The organism is Streptomyces sp. NPDC005791, assembly GCF_042871485.1.
In the GTDB taxonomy this organism is placed as follows: Bacteria; Actinomycetota; Actinomycetes; order Streptomycetales; family Streptomycetaceae; genus Streptomyces.
In genome coordinates this window covers 485,248-499,537 of sequence record NZ_JBIAIP010000002.1, presented here as the reverse complement: position 1 = coordinate 499,537, position 14,290 = coordinate 485,248, and the positions used below count along the sequence as shown (strand labels likewise).

Here is a 14,290-nt window from a genome sequence, read left to right as displayed (position 1 = left end):
GCCCCGCAACGTAGCAAGAGGTGAGTGTTATTTCCCTTATGTCAGCTTCGTGGCACTCCTTGGTGAAGTCCGGGGCGGCTCAGCTCTGGTACGGGTTCCGGCCGCCGGGAGGCGCGTATCCGGGCTGCTGCTGTGCGGCGCCGTGGGGAGTGCCGTCCTGGCCGCCCCGGGCCTGCGCCAGCAGCTGGTCGGCCTCCTCCTTCGCTATCTGCCGCTCCCCGCCGCAGAAGGTGCACTGCGTCGCGTACTTCGTGGAGAACGGGAACAGCGGGACGAAGAACAGCGTGAACTTGGTGACCCGCTTGCGCAGGGCGTGCGCCGCGGGATTGCCGCACCAGCCGCACACCATCGTCAGGACCGCCAGCTGATGGAGATAACCCCGCGTGCCGAAGATGATCATGATGTGGTTCCTTTCCCCGTGTTGCCCAGGAGTGCCCGCCGGCAGAGTGCCAGCAGCTTCTCGTCCTCATAAGTGTCGTGACTGCCGTATCCGCCGTCCAGCGCGTTGTGACGGCGTACGGAGAGGAGCTCGGCACGCAGCACCCGCACCGCGTCCGACCCTGCCCCGGCCACACCCATGCGGGCCAGGCATCCGGCGACCCGGACTCTGACGTGACGATTCCTCTCCCAGGCGGAGAGGAGCACCGGCACGGCCTCACCGGTGCGCCCCGTGACCTCCCAGAGAGCGATCGCGGAGTCGACCCGGAGCCACAGCTCCTCGTGTTCCAGCAGGGCCCGCAGCCGGGGCGCCACCGCCTCGGCCCGCCTCCCCAGCCCGCCCAGCGCGCTCACCGCCGCCCGGCAGTCGTGGACCTGCTCCGCCCGCATGCCCTCGGCCAGCACCGGCAGTACCGCCTCGACGTCGCCCGTGACCGTCCACAGCGCCGCCGCCGCCTCCGTCGCCGCCGCCGTCCCGGGCCGTCCGGTCAGCCGCCTCAGTTCCGGTACGGCGCAGCCGGCAGCGGGTCCGAACGACCCCAGCGCCCGCAGGGCCGCCGTACGCAGCCACTCGCCCCGGTACTCCGGCGCCCCCCGCAGCACCCGCAGCACCTCCGGGGCGGCCTCGCCCGCGCGCAGCGCCGTCAGCCCGGAGAGCAGCGGGCTCGCCCGGTCGTACGCGCCCTCGTCCAGCCCGACCTCGCCGAGCCTGCGCCGCAGCGCCCCGGCGAGCGGGGCCGCCGCGTCACCGAGACACCGGATCGCGAACCCCACGTCGTGCGGCACCTCGGGCCGCTCCACGGCAGCCGCCAGCGCGGGCAGCACCCGGGCGTCGCCCAGTCTGGCCAGCGCCTTGACCGCCGGGCCCAGCCCGGGCGGCCCGCTCGCCCACTCCTTCACCCAGGCCCCGGGATCCGCCGCCACCCGCCCGGCCAGGGCGTCGGCCGCCGGGGCGGCCAGACCGAACAGCTCCTCCAGCACGTGTGAGGCGGCCTCGGCCAGCCGCCGCTCCGGATCGGCGAGCTGTACGCCGACCAGCCGCACCAGGTCCTCGTACGAACCGCGCCAGGCCCTGATCAGTCCGCCGCTCATCCGTACGGCGTCGATGCGCTGCCAGGGGTCCGGGCTGCGCAGCTGGTCGGTCAGCAGCGCCGTACGGTCCGCCACCCGGTCGTCCAGGCCGCCGTGCAGCGTCCGCAGCAGGTCGGCGGCCCACGGGGTCCCGGCCTGCCGCGGGCGCGCGGACTCCTCGGCCGACAGCTCCCGCAGCCGGCCCACCGGTGCCGGCGCCGTGGTCCGGTCCGCCGCGGTGTCGTCACCGCCCGGCGCTCTCGCGACGCTCGGTTCCGGCCGGGCGGGCCGGGCGCGCAGCTCGCGCAGCAACTCCGACACCACGTGTACGACATCACCGGGCAGGGCGTCGGGGGCGCACCTGGCCAGCTGGGCGAGGGCCGCGAGCCGCAGCCCGGGCGGATGCGCCTGCGAGGCGAGCCGGCTCAGCCAGTCGGCCGCCTGGCCCGCCAGCGGCCGGTGGCGCAGCGCGATCCGGCCGGCCGCCTCGACGAGCGCGAGCCGCACCTCGTCGTCCGCCTCCACCGGCAGCCGCTCCCGCAGGAGCGTGAGCACCCTGCCCGGCCGGCCGTGCAGGGTGGCCAGGGCCAGCGGTGCGGCGAGCCGCACGCCCGGGTCCTCGTCGGCGACCAGCTCGAAGAACACCGCGGAACCGGCGGACACGGCGGCCGCGGCCATCGCGTAGTTCGCCACGCCCTCGATCTCGTCCTCGTCCAGCTCGTCCAGTTCGCTCTCGTCGTCCTCGTCCACGTCGATGCCGCCGATGCTGGTGAGCAGCTCGACGATGCCGCCCCGGTCCCGTATGCCGGGATCCACGGCCAGCTCGAAGAGGAACGGGATGCACGCGAGCGTGCACGCGTACACATCACCCTGGTGGTGCACGGCGCCGTACATCCCGTCGAGCGCGCTCTCCCGTTCCGCCGGATCGCCGGAGGCGAGTCCGTACAGGAGCCCGGGCACGTCGTCGGCCGGCCCGTAGGCATGCTCCATCGAGGCCCAGTCGACCTCGTCGATCCCCGTGAACACGCCACGCCTCCCCGTGTCTTTCCCCGCGGTCCGGACGCGGTGGAGAACCGGGTCCGCGAACAGCGTCTGCGCAGAGTGTGCACCACCACCAGGACAATCCACCGCCCACTTGCGGCCTTTCCTCGCCCGGCCCGCCCGGGGTTGTGAAGGTGCTGTGCAGGCCCCGTGTCCCGCGCGGTCCTCAGTCGCCGGGCAGGGGCCGCGCCTGTCCGGGATCGGTCAGCGGTGCGAGCAGATCCCCGTGCCGCTCCAGGCGTGCGGCCATGTCACCGGCGAGGAGGACGAGATCGTCCGGCACCCCACAGGCCTCGATCTCGTCCCAGGTGACGGGCGCGGAGACGGTCGGGCTGCCCTTCGCGCGCAGGGTGTACGGGGCCGCGGTGGTCTTCGCGGCGGCGTTCTGGCTGAAATCCACGAACACCTTCCCCGGACGCAGCGCGCGCGTCATCCGGTACACGGCCAGCTCGGGAAGCGCGCCCCGCGCCTCCACCGCCAGCTTCCTCGCGTACGCCGTCACCTCGTCGCAGGGGGTGGGCTCCAGCGGGACGAGCAGATGCAGGCCCTTGGAGCCGGAGGTCTTCCCGTACGAGGACAGCCCGTCCTGCGCCAGCCGTTCCCGCAGCCAGAGGGCTACCGCACAGCACTCGACGACCCCCGCGGGCGGCCCGGGGTCCAGGTCGAACACCATCCGGTCGGCGACACCGGGGGAGTCCTGCCGCCACTGATGGGTGTGGAACTCCACCACCAGGTTCGCCGCCCACATCAGCGACGGCAGGTCCTGGGCGAGCACCTGCCGGGCACCGGGGTCGTCGCTGCGGGGGACCGGAGCCGTGCGCACCCAGTCGGGTGTACCCGGCGGCGGGTTCTTGGTGAAGAAGCGCAGTCCCTCCGGGCCGTCCGGGTACCGGAGGAAGGACAGCGGACGGTCGCGCAGATGCGGCAGCATGACGGCCGCAGCCGTGGCCGCGTAGTAGTGCAGCACCTCGCCCTTGGTCGTGCCCGTGGCCGGGTACAGCACCTTGTCGAGATTGCTGAGCGCCAGGCGCCGCCCCTCCACCTCCGTGATCGGCGTCATACGATAAGAATCACATGAAATCGTGTGAATGAGGCGATGGCGGGCGTAAGGGGTGCACGGTGAGGTCCATCTGGAACGGCTCCATCTCGTTCGGACTGGTCAGCATCCCGGTCAAGCTCATGAACGCCACGGAGAGCCATGCGATCTCCTTCCGGCAGATCCACCTCGAGGACGGTGGCCGGATCCGCTACCGCAAGGTGTGCGAGCTGGACGAGGAGGAGGTACCGGCCTCGGAGACCGTCAAGGCGTACGAGGACGCCGACGGCACGGTGATCCCCGTGACCGACGAGGACCTCGCCTCGCTCCCGCTGCCCACCGCCAGGACGATCGAGATCGAGGGATTCGTGCCCTCCTCGGCGATCGACCCCCTCCAGCTGGACTCGGCGTACTACCTCTCGGCCAACGGCGTCCCGGCCGCCAAGCCGTACGCCTTGCTGCGCGAGGCCCTGAGACGCAGCGGCAAGGTCGCCGTCGCGAAGTTCGCGCTGCGAGGAAGGGAACGGCTCGGGATGCTCCGGGTGGTCGACGACGTCATCGCGATGCACGGCCTGCTGTGGCCGGACGAGATCCGCGCGCCGGAAGGCGTCGCCCCGGACTCCGGGGTCAAGGTCCGCAACGCGGAACTGGACCTGGCGGACGCGCTGATGAACACCCTCGGCGACGCCGACCTGGACACGCTGCACGACGACTACCGCGAGGCGGTCGAGGAGCTCGTCACGGCGAAGGCGGCCGGTGAGCCCGTGGGCGAGGGGGAGGCCGAGGAGCCCGAGGGCAAGGTGCTCGACCTGATGGCGGCGCTGGAGAGCAGCGTGCGGGCGGCGCAGGAGTCCCACGGCGAGGACGGCGGGCACGGGGACGAGGTCGCGGACGTCCACCCCATCAAGACCGGCCGGAGCGGCGGCGCGAAGAAGACCGGGACGGCCACGAAACGGGCCGCGGCGAAGAGTGAGGCACCGAAGAAGGCCACCGCGAAGAAACCGGCGGCGAAGACAGCTGCGAAGGACACGGCGAAGAAGCCCGCGGCGAAGACTACGTCGGCGAAGAAGGGCACCGAGCAGAAGCCGGCGACGAAGAAGACCGCCCGGAGGCCGCGCAAGCGCACCTCGGCCTGACACGCGCGCTCCGCACGGTGTCCTCACGGACCGTCCCGTCCCTGGCCGGGGACGGTCGCGCAGTGGATCGACTGTGTGGCCGATGCCGCTCGTACAGGTGACGAAACGACCGTTTCCAAGGTCAGGGACGAAGCGCGGACCATGATGGACGCCTGTCCGGCACCGGGCCTCCCCCTGGTCCGACCGGGGTGCCGGAGCAGCCCGGGGCACACAGGGCCCGGGCCGCACCGGAACGCCGTGTCCCCGACTCCGCGCGCCCGCTCTGCGCCCTGTGCGGGCGCGCGGCGGCGGTACAGGCTGGGAGAAGGATGGAAGCCGGAGGGTGAACAGAGGGGGCACGATGCACGATCTCAACGTCACGTCATGGCAGCTCTTCGGGCACGACCGGCTCTATGTGAACCTGCCGGACGGCACCGCCATCGGCTGGGCGGACCGGGGCAGCGGCACGATCACGGTGCTGCACCCGCGCTACCGCGACGCCGTGACCGACGCGCTCGCGCGCCAGGTCCCCGACCTGCCGGCCCTGGTGGGTGAGGAGATCCCGGCCGGGCCGCCCGCGCCTCGGACCCCGCCCACGGCCCCGCGGATCCCGCCGATGAGGGGGATGCGCAAGCGGGGCGTACCCGTGCGGGAAGCGGTTCCGGTGGAGGAGACGGCCCCGGTGCCGGAGGCTGTCCCGCCCCCGGTAACGGCACCGGTGACGACACCGGCACCGGAGACGGTGCCGGACGTGGCGCCGGACGTGGTGTCCGCGCCGGGTCCGTCGGCCGGTCCGGAGGAGCAGCCGCAGCGGCGACGGCCTGCCGTGCTCCCCGCGCTGACCCCCGCGAGTGACCTCTCGTCGCGGCGCCCGGGAGCCGGGCTCCGGGAGCAGCTCGGCGAATCCGGGACCGGGGCGCTCGTACGGGCGGCCACCGGTGCGCTGCGGCGGCACAAGGACGCGGACCCGCGCCGCGGCGCGCTCGCGGGGGAGCGGCGGGTCGGAGCCGAGCTCAAGCGGCTGACCCGGCACGGCTGGCGGGTCCTGCACTCCGTGCCCCTGCCGGACGGCTCCGAGATCGGGCACCTGCTCATCGGGCCCGGCGGTGTGTTCGCCGTGACCACCGAACACCGCCCCGGCACGTCGGTACGGATCGGGGACGGCACGCTGCGGATCGACGACGGCGACCCGCAGCCGTACGAGCTCGACGGCCACCCCGGTGCCCGGCGGGCCCGCGCGGCGCTGGAGGCGTACTGCACCTTCGAGGTGCCCGTACAGACCGTGCTGGTGTTCACCGGCGTCGCCGCGCTGGAGGTGGCCGCCACCCCGTCCGGGGTCCGCGTCTGCCGAGAGCGGCAGGTGGCCGCACTGGCACCGCTGACCGGCGTCCTCACCGCCACCCAGGTGGAGCGGGTCTACGACGTCGCGCGCAACGGGGAGGCCTGGCTGGGCGCGTGAGCCCGGGACACGGCCGGTAGATTCCCCGGTACTCAAAGCAAGGGAAGATGCCATGAGACTCCGCTGTGCCGTGCTCGACGACTACCAGTCCGTGGCGGCCACCGCCGCCGACTGGTCGTCCGTCGCCGACGACGTCGAGGTGGTCAGCTTCGCCGAGCACTGTGCCACCGAGAGCGAACTGGCCGAGCGGCTGGCCGGGTTCGACATCGTCGTCACCCTCCGGGAACGGGTGCCGTTCCCCGCCACGCTGATCGAGCGGCTGCCCCGGCTCCGGCTGCTCGTGGCCTCCGGCATGCGCAACACCTCCATCGACTACGCCGCCGCCGAGCGGCACGGGGTCACCGTCTGTGGCACCGCCAGCACGTCAACCCCGCCCGTCGAGCTGACCTGGGCGCTGCTGCTCGGACTGGCGCGCGGGATCGTGACCGAGGCCGACTCCCTGCGGACGGGCGGCCCCTGGCAGTCGACCGTCGGTGCCGATCTGTACGGACGCAGGCTCGGGATCCTCGGGCTGGGGAAGATCGGCACCAGGGTCGCCACGGTCGGCCGTGCCTTCGGCATGGACGTGGTGGCCTGGAGCCGTAACCTGACCGCCGAGCGGGCCGAAGAGGCCGGGGCGGGCCTCGCCGCGTCCCTGAACGAGCTGCTGGCGACCAGTGACTTCGTCTCCGTGCATCTGGTGCTGAGCGACCGCACGCGCGGGCTGCTGGGCCCGGAGGAGCTCGCGCTGATGCGGCCGGGCAGCTTTCTGGTCAACACCTCCCGGGCGGCGATCGTCGACCAGGACGCGCTGCTCGACGTGCTGCGCCGTGGGGCCATCGCGGGGGCGGGCGTCGACGTGTTCGACGTCGAACCACTTCCGGCGGACCATCCGATGCGCAGCGCTCCGCGCCTCCTGGCCACCCCGCACCTGGGCTATGTGTCGCAGGCCAACTACGCGGCGTACTACGGGGACGCGGTCGAGGACATCCGCGCCTACCTCGACGGTGAGCCCGTCCGCAGGCTGGGCTGAGCGACCGCGAGCGCCTCTCCAGCGGGGCTGCAGCCGCGCCCGGCAGCCTGATGGTGATGGCGGGCAGCCGTGAGGGCCGCCGCCGCGAAGGGAGTTCGCCATGTCTCAGCCGGTCGGGACCCTCCGTCAGCAGGTCACGGGTGATCTGTACGCGGAGGTGCAGACCTTCTACGCCCAGCAGATGCGACGGGTCGACGCCCTCGACATCGAGGGTTTCGCCGACACGTTCACGGACGACGGGGAGGTCGTGCACGCGGGTGGGAACCGCCAGAGCGGCCGTACGGAGATGGTCGCCGGGATGCGGGCCAATCTGCCCCGCTACCGGGACATCGCCGTACGCCACTGGTTCGGTCACCTGATCATCGAGCCCGACGCCATGGACGGGAACACCCTGCGTGTCTCGTACTACACGCTGGTCACCCAGACCGACCGCGACGGGAAGGTCGCCTTCCAGCCGACGTTCACCGTCGACGACGTGCTCGTGCGCGTCGACGGCCGGCTGCTGACCCGGTCGAGGGTCATCCACCGCGACACCCCGGTCGCTCCGCCCGCCGGCTGAGCGGGCGTCCCGTTCAGCCCGGGTGTCCGGCACATGGACGAGGGGCCCTGCGCACAGGGCCCCTCGTCCATGTGCCGGTCGTCGTCCCGGCAGCCGTTCAGTCGATGCCCCGGCAGATGTGCGGCTCACTCCCGTCGTCGTCCGGGTCGCCCGCCAGCAGCAGAGGTACCCAGAGGGGTACGACGGCGAGGGACAGGGCGGCGAGGGGAGCGGGCGGCGGTTCCACCGTCTCGGGGTCCAGCAGCATCGTCTCCATCGACGAGTTCTCCTTCGAGATGTGGGGTGGGGTGCGGTCAGGCGTGGCAGGCCGGCAGCCCACCGTGGAAGGCGACCATCTCCTCGAAGGAGGCCGCCACATCGATACGGGCACCGGGGGCGAGGCCCTCCAGTTCCGCGTACGCGCGGTGCAGATTGCCGACCAGTCGTTCGGGGTCCAGCAGGTCGCCGAACGCACCGAGGTCCGCCTCCCGGGCGGCCCGCAGCGGGTCCACGCCGCGCCGCAGGCCGTCCGCCGCCAGCTCCTGGAGCCGGACGAGATACGCGCGGGTCGCGTCGATGAGCTCAGGGCCGCCGACCGGTCCGTGCCCGGGGACCACCGCGGCGGGCTCCAGCGCCCGCAGCCGGTCCAGGGCCTTCAGGGAACCGCTCACCGACCCCATCAGGACGTACGGGGTCACTCCGGACCAGACCACGTCGCCGGTGAACAGGACGGAGCGCTCGGGCACCCACGCCACGACGTCGTTCGCCGTGTGGGCGGGTCCCACATGGATCAGTGCGGTGCGCAGCCCGCCTCCGTGCAGGGTGAGTTCGTCCTGGAAGGTGAGTGTGGGCAGTGTCAGAGGGGTGTCGCCCCACTCCACGTCGGGCCACAGGTGGCGCAGGCCGAGGCCCGCCTCCGCGGTGTCCGCCCGGGTCCCGGCGTGGGCCACGACCGCCGCTCGCGGGGCGAACTGCCCGTTGCCGAAGGTGTGGTCGCCGTGGAAGTGCGTGTTGACGACGTAGTCCGGGCCGCCCGGCACGATCAGGGCCACCTCCTCGCGGAGCCGGCGGGTACGCGACTCCGTCGCCGCCGTGTCCACCAGGACGGCGGACTCCCGTCCGACGACCAGACCCGCGTTGTTCAGGCACCAGCCGCCCTCGGGCTGGACGAAGGCGTGCACGCCGTCGGCGACCCGCACCAGCGAGCCGGGCGGGGCCAGGCCCGGGGCCGTGGCCGTGCTCATGCGGCCGCCTCCGTCGTGGCGGGCAGCCGGCCGAAGCGGCCCTGGTGGAAGAGGAGCGGGTCCGGGGCGGACAGCCCTCCGGACAGGGCGACCACCCTGCCGACGAGCAGGGTGTGGTCCCCGGCGGCGTACTCCGCGTCCAGGACGCACTCGACGTACGTCTCGGCGTCGGGCAGCACGGCGTTTCCCGTGACACCCTCCTCGGCGGACAGCCGCAGCATCGCCGCCCGGCCCTCCGCACGGTCGGGGCGGCAGAACTCCTGCGCCAGGTCGCGCTGCGACGCGGTCAGTACGTTGACCGCGAAGCTTCCGGCGCGCGATATCCGCGGCCGCATCCGGCCGTCCGCCTTCACGGACACCAGGATCAGCATCGGGTCGAGCGACACCGACGTCAGGCTGTTGAGGGTCATGACGATGGTGTCGTCCCCGCTGCCCTGGGTGAGCAGGGTGACTCCTGTCGGGAAGCGGCCCATCGCGGTGCGGAAGGCGGCCACGTCGGGCTCGGCCAGCAGTGCGCCTGCGGTCATGTCAGGTACTCCGTTTCTGCTCGTGCCTTCTGGGCTGTCGTCGTCAGTAGTTACCGAGTCCGCCGCAGACGTTGAGTGCCTGCGCGGTGATCGACGCGGCCACGTCGGAGGCCAGGTAGCCGACCAGGCCGGCGACCTCCTCGGGTGTGGAGTAACGGCCCAGCGGGATCTTCGCGTTGAACCTGTCCTGGATCTCCTGTTCGCTCACCCCGTAGTGGCCCGCGTAGCCCTGGCGCACGCGCTGGGCCATCGGGGTCTCGACGTAGCCCGGGCAGACGGCGTTGACGGTGATCCCGGTCGGGGCGAGTTCCTTGCCCACGGCCTTGGTGAAGCCGATGACACCGTGCTTGGAGGCCGAGTAGGGCGCGGCGAGCTCGACGCCCTGCTTGCCGCCCGTGGACGCGATGTTGATGATCCTTCCCCAGTCGCCGTCCCGCATCAGGCCGGTGCTCAGGACCTCGCGGGTGACGCGGAAGGTGCCGTTCAGGTTGGTCTCGATCACGTCGTCCCAGAGCGAGTCCGCGAGCTCGGCCGTCACACCGCCGCCACCCCGGCCCGCGTTGTTGACCAGGATGTCGATCCGCCCGTACTCCGCGACCGCGGTCCGTACCGCCTCCTTGATCTGCTCCGGCGAGGTCACGTCGCACACGGTTCCGGCCACTTCCAGGCCTTCCTCGCGCAGCTCCTTGACCACGGTGCGTACGCTCTCGGCGTCGCGTGCCACGCCGAACACCGCGATCCCCTGCCGTGCCAGCAGCTCGGTCACGGCCAGGCCGATCCCACTGGTCGCCCCGGTGACGAAGGCAACTCGTCGTCCCGCGTCTGTCATCGTGCTCTCCCCTCGCTCGTCCCGCTCCGGTCCGCGTCGGCTCGACGGTGGGCCCGCCCCCTTGCGGGGTTCTCGGACGGCGGTGGAGCCGGGGTGGACGGCACCTGTTCGAGCTGGACTCGACACAGGGCCTAGGCGCAGGGGTCAGCGTGGTCCTCATTCGATGCGGCGACCGGGCGGACACCCGGCTGGAGCGAGGAGGCCCCGTGCCCGAGCAGACGCAGACCCTGCCCGATGTCAGGAAGTCGGTGACCGTGGCGGCGACGCCCGACGACTGCTTCAAGGTCTTCACCGAGCGCCCCGCGGACTGGTGGCCGCCGAGCCACATCCTGGTGCGCGAGGAGCGGGCCGGCCTGGCTTTCGAGCCGGGTGTGGGCGGGCGGTACTACGAGTGGGACGTGGAGGGCACCGAGATCGCGTGGGGCCGCGTGCTGGAGTGGGTGCCGGGCCGACGGGTGGCGATGACCTGGCGGATCGACCCCAACTGGCAGTCCATCCCCACGGACGAGGGCGCCAGCCGGATCGAGGTGGACTTCGAGGCCGTCGACGCGGAGCACACCAAGGTGTCGCTCGCCCACGTCGAGCTGGATCAGCACGGCCCGGGTGCCGAGCGGATCTTCAAGGCGCTGGACGGGCCGAGCCCCGGCGAGACCCTGGAGCGCTTCGCCCAGGCCGTCGCGGACGGGGCCCGGGCATGAGCGTCGACACCGGCCTCGTCGAGGCCCCGGCCGCCGCGGGAACCGGTCTCGTCGAGGCGGCCGACCGGCTGCGCCTGCTGGCAGCCCTGCACGCGGGCGACGCGGACACCGGACGCGTCCTGTCCCACGAGGTCACCGACGCGATACGGGAGGCCGGCTTCGCCCGGCACTTCGTCGCCGCGCGGTTCGGCGGCGCGGAGGGCTCCTTCGACGAGCTGACCCGTGCCGTCGTCTCCGTCGGCCAGGGCTGTGCCGCCTCCGCGTGGTGCGCCTCGCTGGCCGCCTACTCGGCGCGCTTCGCCGCGCACCTGCCCGAGGAGGGCCACCAGGAACTGTGGGGCGACAGCCCCGACACGGTCGTGGCGACCGGACTGATGCCCGCCGGGCGGGCTGCACCGGTGGACGGCGGCTGGCGGGTCACCGGCCGGTGGGCGTACGTCAGCGGGATCGACTTCGCCGACCGGGTCATGCTCTGTGCCGCCGTCGGAGGCGGTGAGGGCCCGCCGCAGCTGCGCTTCTTCACGCTGCCCCGGGGCTCGTACAGCGTGCTGGAGACCTGGGACAGCGTCGGCATGAGGGCCACCGGCAGCCATACGGTCGTCGTTGACGACGTGTTCGTGCCGGCCCATCTGTCCTTCGACCGGGCCGACATGCTGACCGGACGCAACACCACGTCCGGAGTGCCCGCGCACAACGTGCCGTTCCAGGCCGTCGGCGGTCTCACCTTCATCGCCCCCGTGGTCGGCGCCGCGGCCGGGGCCCTGGAGGCCGCCGCCGGATCGGTCACCGGCCGGCGGCGGAACCAGACGGCCGAGCTGACCTTCGTCCGCGCCTCCGGACGGATCGACGCGGCCCGCGGTCTCGTGGAGCAGAACGCCCAGGTCCTGGACCGGCGCCTGTTCACGCCCGAGCACATGGCGCGCAACGAGCGCAACGCCACGTACGCCGCCGAGAGCCTGCGCGAGGCGGTCGCGCTCCTGGTGGGCGCGGCCGGCACGGGCGGGCTCGGTGAGGGGCACGCGCTGCAGCGGTTCTGGCGTGACATCACCTCCGCGACCAGCCATGTCGCGCTCCAGTACGACACGGCGGCCCGCAAGAACTACTCGGCGGTGCTGCTCGGCCCCGCCGAGTAGGCGGGTCCGCCGCGAGAGCGGGTGGGGGCGTCCGGGACACCCCGGGCGCCTCCTTCCGCATCGGCGACGTCATGGCCGACCGGCCCCGGTCGCGGGCACCTCGGCCTCCGTCCGCGGTACGTACGCCGGCCTCGACCGGGTACGGCGCGCGCCCGGCAGCGGCCGGAGCGTGAGAGCGAAGGTGCCCCGGAGACCGCCGGCCGTCGTGACCCGGCCAGGGGGCCCCAGGGTGGCCATGGCCTCGACACGGAACGGGCCCTGAGGGGGCCGCCGTGCTCCTGGACCGTGAAGTGGGTGCCGGAATTCCGGTCCCCAGGCGAAGCGCCCCGACCGTGCCGGGGTACGGCGCCCGGCGGACCCGGCGGGTGGGTGACGTAGGAGGTGAAGGTGCCGTCACTCCTGTCACTCCGGAAGCCGTTCACGGCGAACCGGGGCGCACTCGTCCCGCCCGCCCCGGTGGCGCCGGCGTGGTCTCAGACAGGGGCGGTCTGCTTTTCCTGGGCGGGTGCGTGGCTCCGGACGGAGGAGGGGGGACGGGTGAAGGTCTTGAGGTCGAAGCCCGGCTGCCGGACCGTGCCGGGCGACAGAACCGTGCCCGCTGCCAGCAGCCGACGGGTGATCGCGTGGTCGGCGGGGCGGTTCAGGGACTCGACGCCGACCAGCCGCCCGTCCCTGAAGCAGAAGACGGAGAAGCGTCCGCCCTCGACGTCGCCCACGGTCACGGTCTCGTCGTGCTCGGCGGTGAGCCCCGCCATCTGCAGCCGCAGAGCGTACTGCTCGGACCAGAACCAGGGTACCGCGGTGTACGGCGTCGGCTCACCACAGATCGTGGCGGCCACGCACCGGGCCTGGTCGGTGGCGTTCTGCACTGACTCCAGGCGGATGTGACGGCCCGCGTGCGGGCTGGGGAAGCGGGCGCAGTCGCCGAGCGCGTAGATGTCAGGGTCGTCGGTCCGCAGCCGCTCGTCCACCACGATGCCGTCGCCGACCGTCAGGTCCACGGCCAGCGCCAGCTCGGCGCGGGGCACGACGCCGATGCCCACCACGACCAGTTCCGCGGCGATCCGCTCGCCGCCGTCCAGCTCCATCACCCGGACCCGGCCCGAGTCGTCGCCGTACAGCGCCGTCACCTCGCGGCTCAGCAGGACCCGGACCCCGGCGGCACGGTGCTCGGCGACGACCCGTTCGGACATCGCGGGCGTCGACGCCCGGGCCAGGGCCCGGGGCTGCGCCTCCACGACCGTCACCTCGTGACCGAGCCGGCGGGCGGTGGCCGCGACCTCGAGGCCGATGAATCCCGCGCCGACCACGACGATCCTGCGCGCGGGACCGGTCAGCCGCAGCCGCAGGTCCTCCGCGTCGGCCAGGTCGCGGAGCGTCAGCACACCGGCCAGGGACGCGCCGGGCACCGGCAGGGTGCGGGGCCGGCAGCCCGTCGCGAGGACGAGGGTGCCGTAGGGCAGGCGCAGCCCGGACTCCAGCCGTACGGTCCGCCGCTCACGGTCGATCGAGGCGACCCGGTGGCCGGCCATCAGTTCGATGTCCTGCTCGGTGTAGAACGACGGCGGCCGCAGTGCGATCTCCTCGGTGAGGACCGTGCCGGCGAGGTATCCCTTGGACAGCGGAGGCCGCCGGCCCGGCCCGTCCGGTTCGTCGCCGATCAGGGTGATACGCCCCCGGAACCCGCGGCTTCGCAGGGCGGCGGCGGTGTCGAACCCCGCCTGGCCCGCGCCCGCCACGACGACGGAGTCGGTGGCCATCAGCTCTGTGCCTCGGGCAGGTGGACCAGCAGCCCGTCGATGGCGTCGGAGACCGGCAGCTGGCAGCTCAGCCGGCTGAAGTCGGAGCGCTCGCAGGCGGTGCCGTACAGCACGTCGTCCTCGACGGAGTCCATCTCGGGCAGGGGCAGCGTGTTCGCCGGGTCGATGTACACGTGGCAGGTGCCGCACTGGGCGGAACCGCCGCACTGGGCCTCGATGCCGTCGACGTTGTTGAGTTTCGCACCGCGCATGACCGTGTTCGGGGCCTCGACGTCGACAACGGTGACGGTTCCGTTCGGATGTGAGTAGGTGATCTTGGCCATCGCGAGCCCTCCCAGGGAATGTCGGCCGGCCGTGCGGAGATACGGCACCGGACTCTGCGACAGCTC

15 protein-coding genes are annotated in these 14,290 nt (G+C 72.9%); 6 read left to right on the top strand and 9 right to left on the bottom strand.

Going from position 1 to position 14,290, the window contains the following annotated elements; all coding sequences use genetic code 11:
• Positions 1-79: 79 nt before the first annotated feature.
• The 3 genes from ACFYSH_RS06565 to ligD all read right to left on the bottom strand — a co-directional run bounded on the left by ACFYSH_RS06565 (position 80) and on the right by ligD (position 3,610).
• Positions 80-400: a zinc-ribbon domain-containing protein gene (locus ACFYSH_RS06565; protein ID WP_359472616.1), complete on the bottom strand. Its 321-nt coding sequence runs from the start codon at positions 398-400 to the stop codon at positions 80-82.
• On the bottom strand, positions 397-2,535 hold the full coding sequence (locus ACFYSH_RS06560) for a PBS lyase (protein WP_388751170.1): 2,139 nt from the start codon (positions 2,533-2,535) through the stop codon (positions 397-399). Before ACFYSH_RS06560 ends, ACFYSH_RS06565 begins: the two co-directional genes overlap by 4 nt.
• 181 nt (positions 2,536-2,716) lie before the next feature.
• Positions 2,717-3,610 (bottom strand): non-homologous end-joining DNA ligase, encoded by an 894-nt coding sequence (gene ligD, locus ACFYSH_RS06555; protein ID WP_359472620.1) that lies wholly within the window; start codon positions 3,608-3,610, stop codon positions 2,717-2,719.
• Between the two features lie 59 nt (positions 3,611-3,669).
• On the opposite strand from ligD, the gene ACFYSH_RS06550 reads away from it, so the two are divergent.
• The 4 genes from ACFYSH_RS06550 (at position 3,670) to ACFYSH_RS06535 (ending at position 7,731) form a co-directional block, all read left to right on the top strand.
• A complete protein-coding gene (locus ACFYSH_RS06550; RefSeq protein ID WP_388751168.1) occupies positions 3,670-4,722 on the top strand; it encodes a Ku protein in 1,053 nt (350 codons plus the stop codon).
• Positions 4,723-5,062: 340 nt separating this feature from the next.
• Complete coding sequence (locus tag ACFYSH_RS06545) at positions 5,063-6,160, top strand: nuclease-related domain-containing protein (RefSeq protein ID WP_359472624.1); 1,098 nt, start codon at positions 5,063-5,065, stop codon at positions 6,158-6,160.
• A gap of 52 nt (positions 6,161-6,212) precedes the next feature.
• Entirely contained in the window at positions 6,213-7,172 is a 960-nt protein-coding gene (locus ACFYSH_RS06540) for a D-2-hydroxyacid dehydrogenase family protein (protein WP_359472626.1), read from the top strand.
• Positions 7,173-7,272: 100 nt separating this feature from the next.
• Positions 7,273-7,731, top strand: a complete 459-nt coding sequence (locus ACFYSH_RS06535; protein ID WP_359472629.1) for a nuclear transport factor 2 family protein — start codon at positions 7,273-7,275, stop codon at positions 7,729-7,731.
• A 97-nt stretch (positions 7,732-7,828) separates the two neighbouring features.
• Here ACFYSH_RS06535 and ACFYSH_RS06530 read toward each other — a convergent pair whose 3' ends face one another.
• Genes ACFYSH_RS06530 through ACFYSH_RS06515 form a run of 4 tightly spaced genes read right to left on the bottom strand, consistent with a single transcriptional unit; the run spans position 7,829 to position 10,310 of the window.
• Entirely contained in the window at positions 7,829-7,987 is a 159-nt protein-coding gene (locus tag ACFYSH_RS06530; protein ID WP_359472631.1) for a hypothetical protein, read from the bottom strand.
• Positions 7,988-8,024: 37 nt separating this feature from the next.
• Entirely contained in the window at positions 8,025-8,954 is a 930-nt protein-coding gene (locus ACFYSH_RS06525; RefSeq protein WP_388751165.1) for an MBL fold metallo-hydrolase, read from the bottom strand.
• Positions 8,951-9,481 (bottom strand): flavin reductase family protein, encoded by a 531-nt coding sequence (locus ACFYSH_RS06520; protein ID WP_359472635.1) that lies wholly within the window; start codon positions 9,479-9,481, stop codon positions 8,951-8,953. The genes ACFYSH_RS06525 and ACFYSH_RS06520 overlap by 4 nt, the downstream gene beginning before the upstream one ends.
• Before the next feature lie 43 nt (positions 9,482-9,524).
• Positions 9,525-10,310, bottom strand: a complete 786-nt coding sequence (locus ACFYSH_RS06515; protein ID WP_359472637.1) for an SDR family NAD(P)-dependent oxidoreductase — start codon at positions 10,308-10,310, stop codon at positions 9,525-9,527.
• 206 nt (positions 10,311-10,516) lie between these two features.
• Here ACFYSH_RS06515 and ACFYSH_RS06510 point away from each other — a divergent pair, with 206 nt between their 5' ends.
• Positions 10,517-11,008 (top strand): SRPBCC domain-containing protein, encoded by a 492-nt coding sequence (locus ACFYSH_RS06510; RefSeq protein WP_388751162.1) that lies wholly within the window; start codon positions 10,517-10,519, stop codon positions 11,006-11,008.
• Positions 11,005-12,141: a hydrolase gene (locus ACFYSH_RS06505; protein ID WP_359472641.1), complete on the top strand. Its 1,137-nt coding sequence runs from the start codon at positions 11,005-11,007 to the stop codon at positions 12,139-12,141. The genes ACFYSH_RS06510 and ACFYSH_RS06505 overlap by 4 nt, the downstream gene beginning before the upstream one ends.
• Before the next feature lie 473 nt (positions 12,142-12,614).
• Here the strand turns inward: ACFYSH_RS06505 and ACFYSH_RS06500 are convergent, their stop codons facing one another.
• Both ACFYSH_RS06500 and ACFYSH_RS06495 read right to left on the bottom strand, forming a co-directional pair.
• A complete protein-coding gene (locus ACFYSH_RS06500; protein WP_388751160.1) occupies positions 12,615-13,901 on the bottom strand; it encodes an NAD(P)/FAD-dependent oxidoreductase in 1,287 nt (428 codons plus the stop codon).
• Positions 13,901-14,224, bottom strand: a complete 324-nt coding sequence (locus ACFYSH_RS06495) for a 2Fe-2S iron-sulfur cluster-binding protein (RefSeq protein ID WP_359472645.1) — start codon at positions 14,222-14,224, stop codon at positions 13,901-13,903. The genes ACFYSH_RS06500 and ACFYSH_RS06495 overlap by 1 nt, the downstream gene beginning before the upstream one ends.
• Between the last annotated feature and the right edge of the window lie 66 nt (positions 14,225-14,290).